Below are 19,823 nucleotides of genomic sequence, written 5' to 3'. Positions count from 1 at the left end.
CGAGACAAGTTCCTTGTTTTCAAGAAGCCAACTGGTGAAACAAAATTTAGCTTTACCGGGGCGCCAGCTCACGCAAGTGACGAGCGACCGCAATCCAAGCACCGATATACCCTAACAATACCGCTCCAAGCAAGAGCGAAAATCCGTCGCCCACTGGCACACCGGCCAAGGCAAAGTCGCTTCCGTAAAGACCGGCCAAGCCTACAACCGCACCGTTGAGCCAGTTCAAACCATATGCCAGCACGCCCCAGGACAGGATCCCTGCCCCGAAACCGTACAGCGCGCCCATATAAAGGAAGGGCCTGCGCACATAGCTGTCGGTCCCGCCCACCAGCTTGATCACTTCGATCTCGGTGCGACGGTTCTCGATGTGCAGACGTATCGTGTTACCAATGACCAATAGCAAAGCCGAGACCAGCAGAACCGTCAAGCCGAAAACGAACCGGTCGCCCAGTTTGAGAATGGCCGCCAGTCGTTCGACCCAGACCAGATCAAGCTGGGCCTGCTGCACCTTGGGCAGCTCGGCAAGACGGGTGCGCAAGGCTTCCAGCGCCGGCTTGTCGACTTGGTCAGGCGTTACCAGGACCACGCCGGGCAGCGGGTTTTCCGGCAACTCCTTGAGCGCCTCGCCCAACCCTGACTGCTGCTGGAACTCGCCCAGCGCCTGCTCACTGCTGATGTATTCGGCATCCGCCACACCAGGCATGGCCTTGATTTCATCGCGCATGCGGGTGCCATCAGCTGTGCTGGCATCCAGGTTCAGGTAGATCGAAATCTGCGCCGCACGCTGCCAGGAACCGCCAAGACGCTCGACGTTGCTCAACAGCAATGACAGGCCCATGGGCAGACTCAGGGCAATGGCCATGACCAGGCAGGTAAAGAAGCTGCCGATCGGCTGTTTGCCCAGACGACGCAGGCTGTCGACCATGCTGGACCGATGGCTCTCGATCCAGGCCGACAGCAAGGCGCTGAAGTCCGGGCCGTCATCGTCGTGGTCATTACGCTTTTTTTTCTGTTTTTGAGGCGCTGGATCAGCGGCCTTGGGCGCTACGCGCTCCGAAACCTTTGGACTGCGTGTAGCACTCATACCCCGGCCTCCCCGTCGCCGATCAGACGACCGCGTTGCAAGGTCAGCATGCGATGGCGCATGCGGGCGATCAGGGCCAGGTCGTGACTGGCGATCAGCACGCTGGTGCCCAGCCGGTTGATGTCTTCGAACACACCCATGATTTCCGCTGCCAATCGTGGATCGAGGTTACCGGTCGGCTCATCCGCCAGCAGCAAGGCCGGGCGGTGGACGATAGCGCGGGCAATACCGACGCGCTGTTGTTGCCCGGTCGAAAGGTCGCCAGGATACAGATCGGCCTTGTCGGACAGTGCCACACGATCCAGCGCAGAATCGACACGCTTGGCGATTTCAGGCTTGGACAACCCGAGAATCTGCAACGGCAGTGCGATGTTGTTGAACACCGTGCGATCAAACAGCAACTGGTGATTCTGGAACACCACACCGATCTGACGACGCAGGAACGGGATCTGCGCATTGCTGATCTGCCCGAGGTCCTGGCCCGCCAGCATCAATTTGCCGGTTGTCGGGCGCTCCATGGCCAGCAACAGGCGCAGCAGCGTGCTCTTGCCCTCACCGGAATGCCCGGTGACGAACAGAAATTCGCCGCGACGTACTCGAAAGCTCAGTTCATGCAACCCGACATGTCCATTCGGGTAGCGTTTACCGACCTGCTCGAAACGAATCATGGACGCTCCCGCTCCGCAAACAGAGCCTGAACAAAGGGTTCGGCTTCGAAGGTGCGCAGGTCGTCGATGCCTTCACCCACGCCGATGTAACGAATGGGCAGGCCGAATTGCTTGGCCAGCGCAAAAATGACACCGCCTTTGGCCGTGCCATCCAGTTTAGTGAGCGCAAGACCGGTCAGCGTGACCGTCTGGTTGAACTGCTTGGCCTGGTTGATAGCGTTCTGGCCGGTACCTGCATCGAGCACCAGCAGCACTTCGTGCGGTGCATCTGCGTCCAGTTTGCCGATCACACGGCGCACCTTTTTCAGTTCTTCCATCAGGTTGTCTTTGGTGTGCAGGCGGCCAGCGGTGTCGGCAATCAGTACGTCGATGCCACGCGCCTTGGCGGCCTGAACGGCGTCGAAGATGACCGAAGCGGAGTCTGCACCCGTGTGCTGGGCGATGACCGGAATCTTGTTGCGCTCACCCCAGACCTGCAACTGCTCGACGGCAGCGGCGCGGAAGGTATCGCCTGCCGCGAGCATCACTTTCTTGCCTTCAAGCTGCAGTTTCTTGGCCAGCTTGCCAATGGTCGTGGTCTTGCCAGCACCGTTGACGCCCACCACCAGAATCACGAAGGGCTTGTGCTCGGCCTTGATCACCAGCGGCTGTTCAACCGGCTTGAGCATCGCGGCCAGCTCACCTTGCAGCGAGGTGTAGAGCGCCTGAGCGTCGGTCAACTGTTTGCGGGCCACCTTCTGGGTCAGGCTCTGAATGATCACCGACGTGGCTTCGACGCCGACATCAGCGGTCAGCAGGCGGGTCTCGATTTCTTCGAGCAGGTCATCGTCAATGGCTTTCTTGCCCAGAAACAGGCTGGCCATGCCCTCGCCGATGCTGGCGCTGGTTTTCGACAGGCCCTGTTTGAGGCGGGCAAAGAAGCCGACCTTACTGGTTTCAGGCTCTTGAACCGGCGGAGGGACAGGAGCGGGTTCCTGAGCGGGCTCGGCTGCCTGCTTAACAGGCAGTACAGCAGGCTGTGCGATGACCGGCTCAACAACGGGCGCAGGCTCGACCAGCACAGGCTCCGGAACGCTGGTCGACACAATATCGACAGCAGGTTCTGGTTCCGGCTCAGGCGAAGGCACGGGAGCCGGCACCGCCGCGTACTGAGGCGCAGATTGCACAGGAGGCTGTTGGGGAATAGGCGGCGTAATGTGAGGCTCACGCTCATCGATCAAGGCCACTGGCTCTTCGGCCACCGGCAATGTCAGCCAGGGTTGTGGCGACGGCTCGCCCGGTTCCACATGCGGCTGCGGCTCGGCAGCCCGGAGAACGGATTGAGGGGCAATCAGAGCCTCAACCTGCGGCGTCGCTTCGACGACGGGTTCAGGCTGTGCAGCGGTTGACTCTTGCGGCGCAGGCTCGGCTTCCTGTGGCTTTTTACGCAGCCATCCGAACAGGCCTTTCTTCTCTCCAGCGGCAGCTGGGGTCTTCTTGTCGTCGTTAGAACCAAACATGGAGGACGGCTATCTCAAGGTTGCGGGACGCCAGAGCGCGATCCGGAAAATTCTGACAGTAAAAACAGACTGCATTTAGGGCTGCATGTTCACTTTGCAGCCCACTGTTGGGATATGGTTCAGCTTCGTTTTAAACAGGTTCACTCGCCTTTGACAGGTGAAAGCTGTTTCTCACGAAACACACCATTATCCTAACATCCTCGCGGCTGCCGACGCTAAGTTCAGGCAGGTCGTACTCGATCAGGTTCAAATTCACGGATGAATACCTTAACCCGCAATGATGCGGCACTTCCGCTCAGCACACACGACGTACCGTTGACGGCATCGACCATCGATCCGCAACCCACTCACGAATTCACCCTCGACAACGGCCTCAAGGTCATTGTTCGCGAAGACCACCGTGCTCCGGTGGTGATTTCCCAGCTCTGGTACAGGATCGGCTCCAGCTACGAGATGCCGGGGCAGACCGGTCTGTCACACGCCCTTGAACACATGATGTTCAAAGGCAGCAGCAAGACCGGGCCGGGCGAGTCTTCGCTGATCCTGCGAAACCTGGGCGCCGAAGATAACGCATATACCAGTGATGACTGCACCGTCTACCACCAGACGCTGGCTCGTGATCTTCTGAGTGTCGCGCTGGAGCTGGAAGCAGATCGCATGACGACTCTGACGCTGCCCGCCGACGAGTTCAGCCGCGAAATCGAAGTCATCAGGGAAGAGCGGCGCATGAGCATCGACGATGATCCGAAGGCCAAGGCGCTTGAACGCTTCAGCGCTCTCGCCTTTCCCTCCAGTGGCTACCACAATCCGACCCTTGGCTGGATGGCCGACCTTGAGCGCATGACGATCGAGGAACTGCGTCGCTGGTACGAAGCCTGGTACGCGCCTAACAATGCCACGCTGGTGGTAGTCGGTGACGTACAGCCGGACGAAGTCAAGGCACTGGTACAGCGATTCTTCGGTGCTATTCCCCGCCGTGACTTGCCCCCGTCGAAAAGACCGTTGGAGCTTGCCGAACCGGGCGAGCGAAAGATCACCCTGCACCTCAACACCCAACTGCCCAGACTGCTCTACGGCTTCAATGTGCCTGGCATGGCGACGACTGAAGACACGCGCTCGGTCAATGCACTGCGCCTTATCGCTGCATTGCTGGACGGCGGTTACAGCGCACGTATTGCAACGCAACTCAATCGTGGCGAAGAGCTGGTGTCTGAAGCCTCTTCAAGCTACGACGCGTTTACGCGCGGCGACAGTCTGTTCATGATCAAAGCTGTCCCCAACACCCAGAAGAAAAAAACCCTGACGGATGTCGAAGCGGGCATCTGGCGCCTGCTGGAAGACTTGAAGACCACGCTGACTTCTGCTGAAGAGCTTGAACGCGCCCAGGCACAGGTCATTGCAAACGTGATTTACGAGCGCGACCTGATCGAAAGCCAGGCCACCATGATCGGTACACTGGAAACCATTGGCCTGCCCTGGAAGTTGATGGACGGCGAGCTGGAAGCCCTGCAGAGCGTGACGCCGCAGGACATCCAGAATGCCGCCAACATCTATTTTACCCGCGGGCGCCTCAGCATCGCGCATGTGATGCCAGAGGAGAAAGCCCAATGATCAAACGCAACGATCCACGTCATACGATTTCTGATCGGGTCATAGCCGATACCTCTATTGCTCAGTCCGATCTGACGGATCAGGCAACCACACCGCCTTTGGGCAGCAAACTGGAGACCCTCAAGGAACTGGATGGCAAGGCACCGGCTCGCCGTGCGCTGAACATCCAGACCTGGAATACCGCCGAGGGCGCCAAGGTGTTGTTCGTCGAGGCACACGAACTGCCGATGCTGGACATATTTCTGACCTTCGCTGCAGGCAGCAGCCAGGATGACAAGACACCGGGCATCGCCAAGCTGACCAGCTACATGCTCAAAGAAGGCATCAACGGCAAGGACGCCAACGCAATCGCCCAGGGATTCGAGGCGCTGGGAGCCCAACTTGAAACAGGGGCAGATGATGACAGTGCCACGGTCTGGCTGCGCAGCCTGAGTGCGGCGCAAAAGCGTGAACCGGCCTTGAAACTTTTCAGCGAAGTCGTCGGCAAGCCAACCTTCCCGAGCGATGCGATGACGCGCCTGAAGAACCTGATGATTGCCAATATCGAGAGTGAAAAGCTGGAGCCCCGCGCCATTGCCTGGAATGAACTATACAAAAAAATCTATGGCGATCATCCCTATGCCCATCGAACCAATAGTAATGAAAAAGACGTCAACGCCATTACCCAGACGCATTTGAAAGCATTCCACGCCGAGGGATATGCTGCCGGCAATGCCGTGATTGCAATGATTGGCGATCTTTCCAGGGAAGAAGCCCAGGCCATCGCAGCGCAAGTTTCAACCTCGCTGCCAAAGGGGCCGAAACTTGCGAAAACTGGCGACCCGGTCGAACCCGAGGCAAGCGCAACGCACATCGAGTTCCCGTCCAGCCAGGCGCAAATATTGCTGGGCCAGTTGGGCATCACACGTAACGACTCCGATTACGCTGCACTGATGGCTGGCAGTTCGATATTGGGCGGGAGTGGTTTTGGCAGCCGCCTGATGACTGAAGTGCGTGAAAAACGCGGACTGACCTACGACGTCTGGTCCAAATTCCTTACCCAAAAGGCTTCTGGAGTTTTCATGGTCGAGTTGCAGACCCGTGCCGAGATGAGTGAAAACACCTTGAAACTGGTTCAGGAGATCGTGCGCGACTTCATCGCCAATGGTCCGACCCAGAATGAGCTGGATAACGTCAAACGCAAAATAATCGGCAGCTTCCCGCTGGAGGTGGCGGGCAACGGCGCTATTGGTGCCCGATTGGCAGATATTGGTTTCTATGATCTACCGTTGTCCCATTTCGATGACTACCTGGCAGCCATCCAGAGCCTGACAGTCCAGCAGGTCAAGACCGTGATGAGCAAACACCTGAGTGCTGACAAGATGATTGCAGTCACCGTAGGCCCAACCGTTGCGCAGAAGGAGCTGCCTGCGCCAATCGAAAAACCGGCGTCTCAAGCGGCTGACGCCAGAGCGCACTAACCGCCATGGCGGCGTAAAACTGCCTTTTTGGCCTGGTACCTCCATCAGATTGCCGACCTGAACCAGCAATCTGATGGAAAACCGCCGCAGGCCTTTGTTCCCCTCACCCGCATTCAGAATTTTTCAGTCATCGCTGGAGCCGGACAGAAAGGACGATTCTGAAAGATTCTGATATGCAAAACAGCCCGCATTCACGACCGCGTGTTCACTGGACTGCCCCTTCTACGGGTATCGTTCAGCTTCGTTTCAAACAGGTTTCACTCGCATTGGGCCAGTGAAGGCTGTTTCTCATGCAAGCGGACCAGTATCCTAATACCCCCGCGCCTGCCGACGCCAAGTTCACGCAGGCCGCCCTACAGGTTCAAACGACGAATGAATGTTCTAGCCCGCCGCGCCGCAGGCCTGTTGCTCAGCACAATCTGTTTGCCGCTGACAGCATTGGCCGCCGATCTGCAACCGACTCATGAATTCACCCTCGACAATGGCCTCAAGGTCATCGTCCGCGAAGACCACCGCGCGCCGGTGGTGGTTTCCCAGATCTGGTACAAGGTCGGCTCAAGCTACGAGACACCTGGCCAGACCGGTCTGTCTCACGCCCTTGAACACATGATGTTCAAAGGCAGCAGCAAGACCGGGCCGGGCGAGTCCTCACTGATCCTGCGCGATCTGGGCGCTGAAGAGAACGCCTTCACCAGCGACGACTACACCGCCTACTACCAGGTGCTGGCCCGTGATCGTCTGAGTGTGGCGCTGGAGCTGGAAGCTGACCGCATGGCGACCCTGAAACTGCCGGCCGATGAGTTCAGCCGCGAAATCGAAGTCATCAAGGAAGAGCGCCGCATGCGCACCGATGACAAACCGCTGGGCAAGGCACTGGAACGTTTCAACGCCCTCGCCTATCCGGCCAGCGGCTATCACACGCCGACCATCGGCTGGATGGCAGACCTGGAACGCATGAAGGTCGAGGAACTGCGTCATTGGTACGAGGCCTGGTACACGCCAAACAACGCCACGCTGGTGGTGGTCGGTGATGTGCAGCCGGATGAGGTCAAGGCGCTGGCAGAGCGTTTCTTCGGCGCCATCCCTCGCCGCGACGTGCCGCCGTCGAAGAAACCGCTGGAGCTGGCTGAACCCGGCGAGCGCAAGATTACCCTGCATGTGAAAACCCAACTGCCCAGCCTGCTTTACGGCTTCAACGTGCCCAGCGTAGCCACCGCTGAAGACCAGCGCTCGGTCAACGCCCTGCGCCTGATCGCAGCCTTGCTCGACGGTGGTTACAGCGCGCGTATTCCTGCGCGTCTGGAGCGCGGTGAAGAACTGGTTTCGGGAGCATCGTCGCGCTACGACGCGTTCGCTCGCGGCGACAGTCTGTTCCTGATCAGCGCCACGCCCAACACCCAGAAAAAGAAAACCCTGACCGATGTCGAGGCGGGTATCTGGCGTCTGCTGGATGATCTGAAAACCAAGGCACCGTCCGCTGAAGAACTGGAGCGCGTCCGGGCGCAGGTCATTGCAGGCGTGGTCTACGAACGCGATTCGATCACCAGCCAGGCGACCATGATCGGCGAACTGGAAACCGTCGGCCTGTCCTGGAAGCTGATGGACGGTGAACTGGAAGCGCTGCAAAGCGTGACACCGCAGGATATCCAGAAAGCCGCCAACACCTATTTCACTCGCGAGCGCCTCAGCATCGCGCACGTGCTGCCTGAGGAGAAAGCCAAATGATCAAGCGCAACGCTCCACGTCATGCGCTGCTTGGCCTGATCCTGGCCGGTACGTTCATCACCCAGCCGGTTTTTGCGGATGAGCCTGCCGCGCAGCCGCTGGGCAGCAACCTGCAAACGCTCAAGGAGCTGGATGGCAAGGCTCCGGCTCGCCGCGCGCTGAACATTCAGACCTGGAACACCGCCGAAGGCGCCAAAGTGCTGTTCGTCGAGTCTCGCGAACTGCCCATGATCGACATGCGCCTGATCTTCGCCGCGGGCAGCAGCCAGGACGGGAACAGCCCCGGCATTGCCCTGCTGACCAATGCGATGCTCAACGAAGGCGTCAAGGGCAAGGACGTAAGCGCCATCGCCCAGGGCTTCGAGGGTCTGGGTGCAGAGTTTGAAAACGGCTCCTATCGCGACATGGCAGTGGCCTCGTTGCGCAGCCTGAGCGCAGCGGACAAGCGTGAGCCGGCGTTGAAGCTGTTCAGTGAAGTGGTCGGCAAGCCGACGTTCCCGACCGATTCGCTGACACGCATCAAGAACCAGTTGATCGCCAGCTTCGAGTACCAGAAGCAGAACCCAGGTGCTATCGGTAGCAAAGAGCTGTTCAAGAAGCTGTACGGCAATCACCCCTACGCGCACCCAAGTGACGGCGATGCCAAAAGCATCAACGCCATCACCCTGGCTCAGCTCAAGGCATTTCACGCCAAAGGCTATGCTGCGGGCAATGCGGTGATCGCACTGGTGGGCGATCTGTCGAAGGATGAGGCCCAGGCCGTCGCAGCGCAGGTTTCGGCCTCGCTGCCAAAAGGTCCGGCGCTGGCAAAAGTGGCCGATCCCGTAGAGCCCAAGGCGGGCACTACACACATCGAGTTCGCGTCCAATCAGACACTCCTGATGCTGGCACAACTGGGCATCACGCGTGACGACCCGGACTACGCGGCGTTGACCGTTGGCAACTCGGTACTGGGTGGCGGCGGTTTCGGCAGTCGCCTGATGACTGAAGTACGCGAAAAGCGCGGCCTGACCTACGGCGTGTCGTCCGGTTTCACCGCCATGCAGGCAGCCGGGCCTTTCATGATCAACCTGCAGACCCGCGCCGAGATGAATGAAAACACCTTGAAGCTGGTACAGGGCATCGTGCAGGACTTCCTCGCCAACGGACCGACCCAGAAGGAACTCGACGACGTGAAGCGCGAACTGACCGGCAGCTTCCCGCTGACCGCTGCCAGCAACTCCGCCATCGTGGCCCAATTGGGTGCCATTGGTTTCTACGACCTGCCGCTGACTTACCTCGAAGACTATATGACCGCCGCCCAGAGCGTGACGGTCGAGCAGGTCAAGGCCGCGATGAGCAAGCACTTGAGCGCTGACAAGATGGTCATCGTGACCGTCGGCCCGACCGTGCCGCAAAAGGCGCTGCCTGCACCGACCGATAAACCCACTCGCCAACCTGCAGGGGTCCCGGAACACTGATGGCCAATCCACGTCCGAAGGGCCATAACGGCCTGGGTCAGCTTCGTATCATTGGTGGCGAATGGGGCAGTCGCAAACTGACCTTCCCCGACGCCCCCGGCCTGCGCCCGACGCCTGATCGCGTGCGCGAAACCCTGTTCAACTGGCTGGCGCCCCATATCGCGGGCGCCAGGGTACTGGACGTGTTCACCGGCAGTGGCGCGCTGTATTTCGAAGCGCTGTCACGCGGTGCCAGCATGGGCCTGGCGCTGGACAGCAACGCTACGGCCATTGCCAGCCTGCGCCAGAACCTGACCGCGCTGAACTGCACCACCGGCCAGGTTTCCCACACCGACGCATTGCGCCACCTGGAAACCGCCGTGGCCTCGCCGTTCGACGTGATTTTCCTGGACCCGCCCTTCCATCAGGGCCTGCTGGCCTCGGCCTGCAACCTGCTGGAAACCCGTGGCTGGCTCGCCGACCAGGCGTGGATCTACACCGAAAGCGAAACGCCGCCCTCGACGACCGGTCTGCCAGGCGCCTGGCGCCTGCATCGTGAGAAAAAAGCCGGTCAGGTGTATTACGCGCTTTGGCAGCGGGGACAGGATTTAGGCAACCGTTAGAACAGCTATAGGCTATCAAGGCGTGGGAGGCGGCTTGCCGGCGATGCGATTTTTGATGCGACACCTCATCGCTGGACTGACGCCATCGCCGGCAAGCCGCCTCCCACAGTCCGATGTTTGCTGCGAGACATTGCCAATGACGATGGTCGTGCGGCCAAGCGAACCGTCAGCATGAACCGCCACTCGACCAAACCCCTCTTACATCCGGCTCCACTTAGTGGCAACGTACGACCTGTCAGCCATTGAATTCATCGACGAGCAAGGCCGTGCCTACCAGCCCCACTTCTCTGTTCCACGTCAATCCGTTCGTACCAGCCTCCGGCCTGGGCAATCCGCATCTGCAAACACTGTGGGGGCCGCTGTGGCGCAAGCGGACGTTGCTGGCACGCACGCGTGAGAGGATGTGGCTGCAGGACGGGGATTTTCTCGACATGGACTGGCACGGGCCACATCAGGTCGACGCGCCGCTCGTGCTGGTGCTGCATGGCCTGACGGGCTCTTCGAACTCGCCTTATGTGGCTGGCCTGCAAAAAGCGCTCGCAACGCAGGGCTGGGCAAGTGTGGCGTTGAACTGGCGCGGCTGCTCCGGCGAGCCGAACCTGCTGTCGCGCAGTTACCATTCCGGCGCAAGCGAAGACCTGGCCGAAGTCATCGCGCACCTCAGATCACTGCGCCCTCTGGCGCCGCTCTATGCCGTGGGCTACTCGCTGGGCGGCAATGTGCTGCTCAAGTACCTGGGTGAATCCGGCATGAGCAGTGAGTTGCTCGGTGCAGTGGCGGTCTCGGTGCCGTTTCGGCTGGATGAATGCGCCAACCGGATCGGACAAGGATTCTCCAAGGTCTATCAGCGGCACTTCATGCGCGAGATGCTGGCGTACATCCGCGACAAGCAGAACCGCTTCCAGAACGAAGGTCTAAGCGAAGGCCTGGCGGAACTGGCGGCGTTGGGATCTCTGGAAAACATGCGCACCTTCTGGGACTTCGATGGCCGGGTGACGGCACCACTGCACGGCTTTACCGACGCCCAGGATTATTACCGCAAAGCCTCAAGCCGCTATTACCTGGGCCAGATTCAGACGCCAACCTTGATCATCCAGTCAGCGGACGACCCGTTCGTCTTCCCCCACAGCCTGCCCGAGCCTGAGGAGCTGTCCCCCTGCACGGAGTTCGAGCTGCAGGCCAAGGGAGGGCACGTCGGGTTCGTCGAAGGCTCGCTGCGCAATCCGGGCTATTACCTTGAGCGACGCATTCCGCTGTGGCTGAGCATCGCCCACGAACGGGATAACCCTTACCTGAACTGACGCAGAATCAACCTGCGCCTGTTGCGACTTCACGCGTCGGATCGGTGATCCACTCGCTCCACGAACCGGCATACAGCGTCCCCAGTGGATAGCCGGCCAGGCACATAGCAAACAGATTGTGGCAGGCTGTCACGCCCGAACCACAGTATGAAACCAGGCTCTGCGCAGGCCGCCCCTGAAGCTTCTCGGCAAAGTGCTGCTTGAGCTGCTCGGGCGCAAGAAAACGTCCGTCTGCACCCAGGTTCTCATTGAACGCTGCGCACTGCGCACCGGGAATATGCCCGGCAATCGGGTCGATGGGCTCGACGTCTCCCCGAAAACGGGCTTCAGCGCGAGCATCGATCAGGGTCATTTCCGGGCGCCCCAGACGACCTTGCAAGCGGCTGGCACTGAGCACTAGCGACATGTCCGGCTCACCCGTGAAATCTCCCGCTTCGCCGCGCGGCGCATCCAGGCTCAGCGGCAGACCCGCCGCATGCCAGGCCTTGAGACCACCGTCGAGCATATAAACGCCCTCGCGCTTGCCCAGCCAGACCAGTAGCCACCAGGCGCGAGCGGCAAACATGCCTGGACCGTCGTCATACAGCACGATGTCACTGTCATCGCAAATGCCCCACGCCTGAAAACGCTGCAACAGCGCTTCCGGGTCCGGCAGTGGATGACGGCCGGTCTTGCCTTTGATGACGGCCCCACTGAGGTCTCGATTCAAGTCGGCATAGCGGGCACCTTCAATGTGGCCCTGCGCATAACTGCGCTGCCCGTAATCAGGATCTTCCAGAGCAAACCTGCAATCGAGAATCACCAGCCCCGGCGCTTGCTGACGTAAAGCCAGCTGTTCAGGACCAATCAGTTGCGCGATGGACATGACACACTCCTGTGACAGAAACCAAATGGCTCAGCGGTAGGTTGAGCCGTTACGTCAGCACCTCGTGCAGCGGTGCATGAAACGCTTCACACAAGGCGTCGAACGCTTCCCGGGCCTTGGGAGTAATAAAGCCTGATTCAAGCATCAACACTTGATAGACACCGCGTCGAATAGCAACTTCGCTCAATTGCCCGGTATTTTCACGCGCGGTGCACAGAAAACGCACCCACGACGTCAGAACGATCCAGGTATTGATACTCATCCACTCGATCTGCGACTCATCCATTTGCAGAATGCCCGCTTCAATGAATTTCCGGTAGATCGCCATCGCCTGAGCCAGACAGCGCTGGGAGAACACCCGATAGCGCGCGGCCAGTTCCGGGTCGCTGCTCAGCAAATGCTCAAGGTCGCGATGCAGGAAGCGGTAGCGCCACATGCCATCGAGGATGGCCATGAAGAAGTCGCGCTTGTCATCGATGGTCGGCAAACGGTCCGCAGTCGGGACCAGAAAGCTTTTCACCAGGGCGTCGTACTCACTGAACAACTCGGCGATGATCGCTTGCTTGTTGGGAAAGTGGTAGTAGAGGTTGCCGGGCGAGATTTCCATGTGCGCGGCAATATGATTGGTCGTGACGCTGCGCTCGCCTTGCTGGTTGAACAACTCCAGGCTGACTTGCACGATGCGTTCACGGGTTTTGGTGCGTGGTGCCATGCTTGCGTGAACCGCTCGAATACTGATGAGATGATGGCGATAGTAGCGCATGGGCATCAATTGCGAACCCTCAGGCGGTCTGATAGACGCGACTGACCTGCCCGGAAATTGACTTTTTAGAGCAATAGCTCTACACACAATGCACGCCCATTGCCCCGAGACAGCGCCATGCTTGCCGAACACGATGCCCATCCCGCCGACCAGACACTTCAGGCAATGGCATCAGCCTTTACTACCCAGCGAGCGGCCTTTTCAGCCAACCCCATGCCGCCTGCGGAGCAACGCCTGCAGTGGCTCAAGCAGTTGGGCAAATTGCTGAGTGAGCACAGGCAGGCACTGATCGACGCCATCCGTCAGGATTTCGGCCATCGCAGCGCCGATGAGACGCTGCTGGCAGAGCTGCTGCCCAGCCTGCTGGGCATTCGCGATGCACGCAAACACCTCAAACGCTGGATGAAATCTTCCCCTCGACGCGTCGGCCTGGCCTTCCAGCCCGCCTCGGCCAAGGTCGTCTATCAACCGCTGGGCGTGATCGGCGTGATCGTGCCGTGGAATTACCCGCTGTTCCTGGCAATCGGGCCGCTGATCGGGGCCATGGCGGCGGGCAATCGGGTCATGCTCAAGCTCAGCGAGTCGACGCCCGCCACGGGGGCGCTGCTCAAGCGGCTGTTCGCCGAGGCCTTCCCGGAAGATTTGGTCGCTGTCGTGCTGGGCGAATCGGACGTTGGCATGGCGTTCTCGCGCCTGCCGTTCGATCATCTGCTGTTCACGGGTGCCACGAGCATCGGCAGGCATGTGATGCGTGCTGCTGCCGAAAACCTGACCCCGGTGACACTGGAGCTGGGTGGCAAGTCGCCTGCTATCGTGTCCCATGACGTGCCCCTTAAGCACGCGGCCGAGCGTATCGCCTTCGGCAAGACGCTGAACGCCGGCCAGACCTGCATCGCGCCCGACTACGTGTTGGTGCCAGAGGATCGCCTGGCCGGGTTCGTCGAGGCCTATCGGCAGGCCGTCAAACGCTTCTATCCCACGCTGGCCGACAACCCTGACTACACCGCGATCATCAATCAGCGCCAGTTCGACCGCCTGATGCGCTATCAGGAAGATGCTGCCCGTAAAGGCGCGACCATTGTCTCGCTATACGAACAAGGCCAGGACAGGCGAATGCCGTTCAGTGTCCTGCTTGACGTGCGCGATGACATGCTGGTCATGCAGGACGAGATTTTCGGTCCGCTGTTGCCCGTTGTGCCTTATAAACGAATCGAAGATGCCTATGCCTACATCAATCAACGTCCTCGCCCGCTGGCGCTGTACTACTTCGGCTACAACAAGGCCGAACAGCAACAGGTGCTGGAACGCACTCACTCAGGGGGCGTGTCGCTCAACGACACCTTGATGCACGCGGCTCAGGACGACTTGCCCTTTGGCGGCGTCGGCCCGTCGGGAATGGGCAACTACCATGGGCGTGAGGGCTTCCTGACGTTCAGCCAGGCCAAGGCAGTGTTCATCAAGCAGCGCTTCAACGCCGCACGGCTGATTTATCCGCCTTACGGCCGTGCGATTCAACGTTGGGTTTATAAACTCTTTTTGCGCTGATCAAAAAAGTACTGCACGCCTGTAAACAGGGCTTTTTGAGCCGAAGATGGCCGATTATCGGCGTAATACGACTTTTGAAGCCCGCTGCGTGGCTTGGCCCATCGGGTAGGCTGCGATACCATCCGAGTCCCACAACGGACTCCGACCAGGACGACGCGATGAACCGAGTGTTGTACCCAGGCACCTTCGACCCTATTACCAAGGGCCATGGAGATCTGGTCGAGCGCGCCTCGCGCCTGTTCGACCAAGTGGTCATTGCCGTTGCCGCCAGCCCCAAGAAAAACCCGCTGTTTCCCCTGGAACAGCGCGTCGAGCTGGCACGCGAGGTCACCAAACACTTGCCCAACGTTGAAGTCGTGGGTTTCTCCACGCTGCTGGCGCATTTCGCCAAGGAACAGGGTGCCAATGTGTTTCTGCGCGGTCTTCGCGCCGTGTCGGACTTCGAGTACGAGTTTCAACTGGCCAACATGAATCGCCAGCTGGCCCCGGACGTCGAAAGCCTGTTCCTCACCCCGTCCGAGCGCTACTCGTTCATTTCCTCGACGTTGGTGCGTGAAATCGCGGCGTTGGGCGGTGATATCACCAAGTTCGTGCATCCTGCAGTCGCGCAGGCGCTGACAGAGCGTTTCAAGCGATAGCACAACGCTGGAACGTGCAGGTGCAACCCGAGGCCTAATGCGGCACAATTCGCCGCATTGGTTTTCATATGCCCCGGCGTCGGCCGCGGCAGGAGCATTTCATGTCCCTTATCATCACCGACGATTGCATCAACTGCGACGTCTGCGAACCCGAGTGCCCGAACGAAGCGATTTCACAAGGCGAGGAGATCTACGTGATCAATCCGAACCTGTGCACCGAATGCGTGGGCCACTACGACGAACCACAATGCCAGCAGGTCTGCCCTGTGGATTGCATCCCGCTGGATGAAAATCACGTGGAGAGCAAGGAACAGTTGATGGACAAGTACCGGATCATCACCAGCAGGGTGGTCTAGTTCCGTCGTTATTCCTGTTTACCGTAACCGTCGCCCGTACACCCCAGACAACGCACGAAGGCCGACTTGCCAGGGTCGACCACCAGCGCCTTGGCGGTCGCCTTGAAATTGCCGCCCGCCGCCGCAAACGGTGCTGCGATGACGAACAGCCCGGTGCCGATCACAGTGGCAGCAATCAACAAGGGGCGCGCGATCAGCAGATCACCGACCATGGCGAACACAGGTGGATTCTGGATGGTGTAAACGGGATTACCGCTGCCTGCGGGAATATCCGCTGCAATGGCGGGCACGGCCTGCAGGCCGAAGAGCAGCGCCAACGTGGCAGCAAGAATGCGAAACGGGCTCATAGCGTGGTCCTTCAGGCGTGGCGTTGAGGTTTTGCCCATCACTATAAACAGCGACGGGGGTTAAGCAAGGGGCCTGATGTTTCAAGACCCTGCCCTGTTCTCAGCGCTGACACTTGGGGCAATACACACTTGCTCGTTGACCCAGTTTGATTTCACGCAACGTCGAGCCGCAGACCTTGCACGGCTGATCGGCACGCCCGTACACGAACAACTCCTGCTGAAAGTAACCCGGCTTGCCATCACCCCCGATGAAGTCACGAAGCGTGGTGCCTCCCCGCTCGATGGCGTAGGCCAGGATGCGCTTGATCTCGATCGCCAGCTTGAGGTACCGCGCCCGGGAAATGCTTTTCGCCTCGCGGCGCGGATCGATTCCGGCCGCAAACAGGGCTTCGGTCGCGTAGATATTGCCCACGCCCACCACCACCGCGTTGTCCATGATGAACGGCTTGACGGCAATCGACTTGCCCCGGGAACGCTCATAGAGACGTTCGCCATCGAACAGATCGGTCAGCGGCTCGGGACCGAGGCGAATCAGCAGCTCATGGGCATGCGGATCCAGGCTCCAGAGCATGGCACCGAAACGCCGTGGATCGGTGTAACGCAGGGCGAGGCCCGACTCCAGCTCGATGTCCACGTGCTCATGCTTGAGCGCAGGCAGACCGGCTTCGACCAGGCGCAAATTGCCTGACATGCCGAGGTGGCTGATCAGGGTGCCGACCTCGGCCTGAATCAGCAGGTATTTGGCGCGGCGGTTGACCTGGACGATGCGCTGCCCGGAAAGCCGGACATCGAGGTCTTCGGGAATGGGCCAGCGCAAACGACTGTCGCGCACAATCACGCGACTCACGCGCTGCCCTTCCAGATGGGGCGCAATGCCGCGTCGGGTGGTTTCGACTTCAGGTAATTCAGGCATGGATAACTCGGTCGTGCAGAAAGGAACGGCGGGCGACACGCAGAATCAGCGGGCGCCCAGCTCGCGAATGCTTTCCCTCAGGTATTCAAAGTCGTACTCGGACAGGCCGACATAGTCCAGCACCAGCGGGCCGACGCTTTCCCACTCGTGATCTTCTTCCTGATTGCCCAGCACGCGGTAGGACTGGCAGATGTGCTCGGCCATCTTCAGCGGGGCCAGCAGATTCTTTAGCGCCGCATTGCGACTGGTATCGTCCTGGAATATCCCAAGGGCATTGTGGTGATTGGCGATGGCTTCAGTGACATGATCCGGCAAGCGCCACGACTTGGCCGTGTAATAACCGACCACTGCGTGATTGGTATCGAACGCCTCGTTCTCGGTGTCTACCACGCGGCAGTCGGGGCCGGTATTGGCGTAGGCGCTTTCAAGCACGCTCATGTAATGCGGAAAACGCTTGAGCATCAACGGAATGCCGCAATCGTGGAAGAGGCCAAGGGCGTAGGACTCGTCCACCGCTTGCGAGCCAATGCGCTTGGCCAGCGTCAGGCTGGTCATCGCCACATCCTGAGCGGTGTCCCAGAAACGGTTGAGCGTGACAATGGTTTCGTCAGTCATCTGGCCCTTGATCGACTGCGCATTGATCAGGTTGATGACGGTACGACTGCCCAGCAGGTTCACCGCCTTCTGAATCGAGGCGATCTTGTTGGAAAGCCCGTAATGAGGCGAGTTAACGATTTTCAGCAGCGCACCGGACAGGCCCGGGTCCTGTGAAATCAGCCGCGCAATCACGCCCAGATCAGGATCAGGCATGTACTGTTCCATCTGCAAATCCACCATGATCTGCGGCTGCGGGGGCACACTGATACCCTGCAACGCTTGCTGGATCTGCTCGGAAGTTAGCTCGGGTGACAGCTGTGAGGGCATAGGTATTTACTCGAAGGCATAGCTGGATTCTGCCCCCTCATCGGGCAACGGTCCATCACCTTCTTCGCTCATTTTCTCGGAACTTTGCCGCGCGCCCAGCTTCGGACTCTCTGTGACCGGCGTGAGCCCGGCCCCACGAGGGCCAGTAATACGCCACCCCTAAGCACGAGACTGGAGGACCCCATGTCCAACGCGTTGAATGGCAAACGAATCGCAATTCTTGTAACCGATGGTTTCGAGCAAGTAGAACTGACCGGCCCCAAGCAGGCCCTGGAGCAAGCAGGCGCTACCGTGAAAATCCTTTCCAGCCAGGATGGCAAGGTCAAAGGCTGGAACCATGACAAGCCTGCCGACGACTTTCAGGTAGACGCCACATTCAAGTCTGCCAACGCAGGCGACTACGATGGCATCGTCCTGCCAGGCGGCGTACAGAATTCCGACACGATCCGGCTGGACAGCGACGCTCAAAAGATCGTCACCGAGGCCAGCCAATCGGGCAAACTACTGGCCGTCATTTGTCACGGCGGCTGGTTGTTGATTTCCGCAGGCCTGGTCAAAGGCAAGACCATGACCAGCTTCAAGACTTTGAAAGATGATCTGGTCAACGCAGGTGCCGAGTGGGTCGATCAGGAAGTGGTCACCGACGGCAACCTGATCAGCAGCCGCCAGCCCGATGACATCCCGGCGTTCAACCGCACACTGATCGACGCGCTGTCGGCGTAATCGGTTGCGTTAATTGTCGTCATCCCGGCGCGTAACCGGGATGACGCGCTATAATCCCGCTCTTTTTTCCGGAGCGACGTCATGTCCCTGCCTAGCTTGCGCCTCAAAGCCAACGCCGACCGTCGCCTGCGCGCCGGTCACTTGTGGGTCTACAGCAATGAAATCGATGTAGCCGCCACCCCTCTTCACGGCTTTGCAGCAGGTGACCAGGCCATCCTCGAAGCCGCCGGCGGCAAACCGCTGGGCATCGTTGCCATGAGCCCCAACAACCTGATCTGCGCCCGCCTGCTGTCACGCGACATCAAGCTGCCTTTGGACAAGTCGTTGCTGGTTCACCGCCTGAATGTCGCGTTGTCATTGCGTGACCGGCTGTTCGACAAGCCCTTCTATCGCCTGGTCTACGGCGATTCAGACCTGCTGCCGGGCCTTGTGGTGGATCGTTTTGGTGACATTCTGGTGGTGCAGCTGGCTTCAGCCACCATGGAGCACCATAAAGAAGATGTCATCGCTGCCCTGGTCCAGGTGCTCAAGCCAAGTGGCATCCTGTTCAAGAACGATTCCGCCGCTCGTGATGCCGAAGGCCTGAATCGTTACGTGGAAACCGTCTTCGGTCTGGTTCCCGAGTGGGTCGCGCTGGAAGAAAACGGCGTGCAGTTCGAAGCACCGGTCATGGCTGGCCAGAAGACCGGCTGGTTCTACGACCACCGCATGAACCGTGCGCGCCTGGCGCCTTATGTCAAAGGCAAGCGCGTACTGGACCTGTACAGCTACATCGGCGGCTGGGGCATTCAGGCCGCCGCATTCGGCGCCAGCGACGTGACCTGCGTCGACGCCTCGTCCTTCGCCCTCGATGGCGTGGAACGTAACGCGGCGCTGAACGGTTTTGCCGAAAAACTGACCTGCATCGAAGGTGACGTGTTTGAAGCCCTTAAAGAGCTGAAGGCGGGCGAAGAGCGCTTCGACGTGATCGTTGCCGATCCGCCTGCGTTCATCAAACGCAAGAAAGACATGAAAAACGGCGAAGGCGCCTACCGCCGCCTGAACGAACAGGCCATGCGCCTGCTCACCAAGGACGGTATTCTGGTCAGCGCGTCGTGCTCGATGCACCTGCCTGAAGATGATCTGCAAAACATTCTGCTGACCAGCGCCCGCCATCTGGACCGCAATATCCAGCTGCTGGAACGCGGCAGTCAGGGCCCGGATCATCCTGTCCATCCGGCCATTGCCGAAACGCGTTACATCAAGAGCATTACCTGCCGGTTGCTGCCTAACAGCTGACCCTGCGCCAGGCCCTGTACGAAAAGTCGGCGAGCGCAGCCACTTTTCGTGCAGAGCC

19 protein-coding genes are annotated in these 19,823 nt (G+C 59.6%); 11 read left to right on the top strand and 8 right to left on the bottom strand.

Going from position 1 to position 19,823, the window contains the following annotated elements; all coding sequences use genetic code 11:
* Nucleotides 1–52 precede the first annotated feature (52 nt).
* The 3 genes from ftsX to ftsY are packed head-to-tail and all read right to left on the bottom strand — an operon-like array spanning nt 53 to nt 3,254.
* Entirely contained in the window at nt 53–1,087 is a 1,035-nt protein-coding gene (gene ftsX / locus BUB69_RS18385) for a permease-like cell division protein FtsX (RefSeq protein ID WP_073169220.1), read from the bottom strand.
* Nucleotides 1,084–1,755 carry a cell division ATP-binding protein FtsE gene (gene ftsE, locus BUB69_RS18380; RefSeq protein WP_073169218.1) on the bottom strand — a complete coding sequence of 224 codons (672 nt, stop codon included), beginning with the start codon at nt 1,753–1,755 and terminating at the stop codon, nt 1,084–1,086. Before ftsE ends, ftsX begins: the two co-directional genes overlap by 4 nt.
* Nucleotides 1,752–3,254, bottom strand: a complete 1,503-nt coding sequence (ftsY, locus tag BUB69_RS18375) for a signal recognition particle-docking protein FtsY (protein WP_073169216.1) — start codon at nt 3,252–3,254, stop codon at nt 1,752–1,754. Before ftsY ends, ftsE begins: the two co-directional genes overlap by 4 nt.
* Nucleotides 3,255–3,512: 258 nt before the next feature.
* On the opposite strand from ftsY, the gene BUB69_RS18370 reads away from it, so the two are divergent.
* The 6 genes from BUB69_RS18370 to BUB69_RS18345 all read left to right on the top strand — a co-directional run bounded on the left by BUB69_RS18370 (nt 3,513) and on the right by BUB69_RS18345 (nt 11,413).
* Nucleotides 3,513–4,865, top strand: coding sequence for a M16 family metallopeptidase (locus tag BUB69_RS18370; RefSeq protein WP_073169214.1), 1,353 nt, complete (start codon nt 3,513–3,515; stop codon nt 4,863–4,865).
* Nucleotides 4,862–6,325 carry a M16 family metallopeptidase gene (locus tag BUB69_RS18365; RefSeq protein WP_073169212.1) on the top strand — a complete coding sequence of 488 codons (1,464 nt, stop codon included), beginning with the start codon at nt 4,862–4,864 and terminating at the stop codon, nt 6,323–6,325. Before BUB69_RS18370 ends, BUB69_RS18365 begins: the two co-directional genes overlap by 4 nt.
* A 372-nt stretch (nt 6,326–6,697) precedes the next feature.
* Entirely contained in the window at nt 6,698–8,050 is a 1,353-nt protein-coding gene (locus BUB69_RS18360; RefSeq protein ID WP_073169210.1) for a M16 family metallopeptidase, read from the top strand.
* Nucleotides 8,047–9,510: a M16 family metallopeptidase gene (locus tag BUB69_RS18355; RefSeq protein ID WP_073169207.1), complete on the top strand. Its 1,464-nt coding sequence runs from the start codon at nt 8,047–8,049 to the stop codon at nt 9,508–9,510. Before BUB69_RS18360 ends, BUB69_RS18355 begins: the two co-directional genes overlap by 4 nt.
* Nucleotides 9,510–10,112 carry a 16S rRNA (guanine(966)-N(2))-methyltransferase RsmD gene (gene rsmD, locus BUB69_RS18350; protein ID WP_073169205.1) on the top strand — a complete coding sequence of 201 codons (603 nt, stop codon included), beginning with the start codon at nt 9,510–9,512 and terminating at the stop codon, nt 10,110–10,112. Before BUB69_RS18355 ends, rsmD begins: the two co-directional genes overlap by 1 nt.
* A 266-nt stretch (nt 10,113–10,378) precedes the next feature.
* Nucleotides 10,379–11,413: a hydrolase gene (locus BUB69_RS18345; RefSeq protein WP_073169203.1), complete on the top strand. Its 1,035-nt coding sequence runs from the start codon at nt 10,379–10,381 to the stop codon at nt 11,411–11,413.
* Nucleotides 11,414–11,420: 7 nt separating this feature from the next.
* Here BUB69_RS18345 and BUB69_RS18340 read toward each other — a convergent pair whose 3' ends face one another.
* Both BUB69_RS18340 and BUB69_RS18335 read right to left on the bottom strand, forming a co-directional pair.
* Nucleotides 11,421–12,278 carry a sulfurtransferase gene (locus tag BUB69_RS18340; protein ID WP_073169201.1) on the bottom strand — a complete coding sequence of 286 codons (858 nt, stop codon included), beginning with the start codon at nt 12,276–12,278 and terminating at the stop codon, nt 11,421–11,423.
* Nucleotides 12,279–12,327: 49 nt separating this feature from the next.
* The gene (locus BUB69_RS18335) at nt 12,328–12,990 is read right to left on the bottom strand and encodes a TetR/AcrR family transcriptional regulator (RefSeq protein ID WP_073169286.1); all 663 of its coding nucleotides are present in this window, start codon (nt 12,988–12,990) and stop codon (nt 12,328–12,330) included.
* A gap of 168 nt (nt 12,991–13,158) precedes the next feature.
* On the opposite strand from BUB69_RS18335, the gene BUB69_RS18330 reads away from it, so the two are divergent.
* From BUB69_RS18330 to BUB69_RS18320, 3 genes are all read left to right on the top strand, one after another.
* Nucleotides 13,159–14,586, top strand: coding sequence for a coniferyl aldehyde dehydrogenase (locus BUB69_RS18330; protein ID WP_073169199.1), 1,428 nt, complete (start codon nt 13,159–13,161; stop codon nt 14,584–14,586).
* Between the two features lie 158 nt (nt 14,587–14,744).
* Complete coding sequence (gene coaD / locus BUB69_RS18325; protein ID WP_024684715.1) at nt 14,745–15,224, top strand: pantetheine-phosphate adenylyltransferase; 480 nt, start codon at nt 14,745–14,747, stop codon at nt 15,222–15,224.
* Between the two features lie 101 nt (nt 15,225–15,325).
* Nucleotides 15,326–15,580 (top strand): YfhL family 4Fe-4S dicluster ferredoxin, encoded by a 255-nt coding sequence (locus BUB69_RS18320; RefSeq protein ID WP_073169197.1) that lies wholly within the window; start codon nt 15,326–15,328, stop codon nt 15,578–15,580.
* Nucleotides 15,581–15,588: 8 nt separating this feature from the next.
* Here the strand turns inward: BUB69_RS18320 and BUB69_RS18315 are convergent, their stop codons facing one another.
* From BUB69_RS18315 to BUB69_RS18305, 3 genes are all read right to left on the bottom strand, one after another.
* A complete protein-coding gene (locus BUB69_RS18315) occupies nt 15,589–15,927 on the bottom strand; it encodes a hypothetical protein (protein ID WP_024684716.1) in 339 nt (112 codons plus the stop codon).
* Nucleotides 15,928–16,027: 100 nt separating this feature from the next.
* Entirely contained in the window at nt 16,028–16,840 is an 813-nt protein-coding gene (gene mutM / locus BUB69_RS18310; protein ID WP_024684717.1) for a bifunctional DNA-formamidopyrimidine glycosylase/DNA-(apurinic or apyrimidinic site) lyase, read from the bottom strand.
* 45 nt (nt 16,841–16,885) lie between these two features.
* Nucleotides 16,886–17,698, bottom strand: coding sequence for an HDOD domain-containing protein (locus BUB69_RS18305; RefSeq protein ID WP_163032131.1), 813 nt, complete (start codon nt 17,696–17,698; stop codon nt 16,886–16,888).
* A gap of 249 nt (nt 17,699–17,947) precedes the next feature.
* Here BUB69_RS18305 and BUB69_RS18300 point away from each other — a divergent pair, with 249 nt between their 5' ends.
* Entirely contained in the window at nt 17,948–18,487 is a 540-nt protein-coding gene (locus BUB69_RS18300; RefSeq protein ID WP_073169195.1) for a type 1 glutamine amidotransferase domain-containing protein, read from the top strand.
* Nucleotides 18,488–18,568: 81 nt separating this feature from the next.
* Entirely contained in the window at nt 18,569–19,765 is a 1,197-nt protein-coding gene (locus BUB69_RS18295) for a class I SAM-dependent rRNA methyltransferase (RefSeq protein WP_073169194.1), read from the top strand.
* Nucleotides 19,766–19,823 lie beyond the last annotated feature (58 nt).

Source organism: Pseudomonas asturiensis, from assembly GCF_900143095.1.
Classification (GTDB): Bacteria; Pseudomonadota; Gammaproteobacteria; order Pseudomonadales; family Pseudomonadaceae; genus Aquipseudomonas; species Aquipseudomonas asturiensis.
This window is presented reverse-complemented; position numbering and strand designations above follow the sequence as displayed.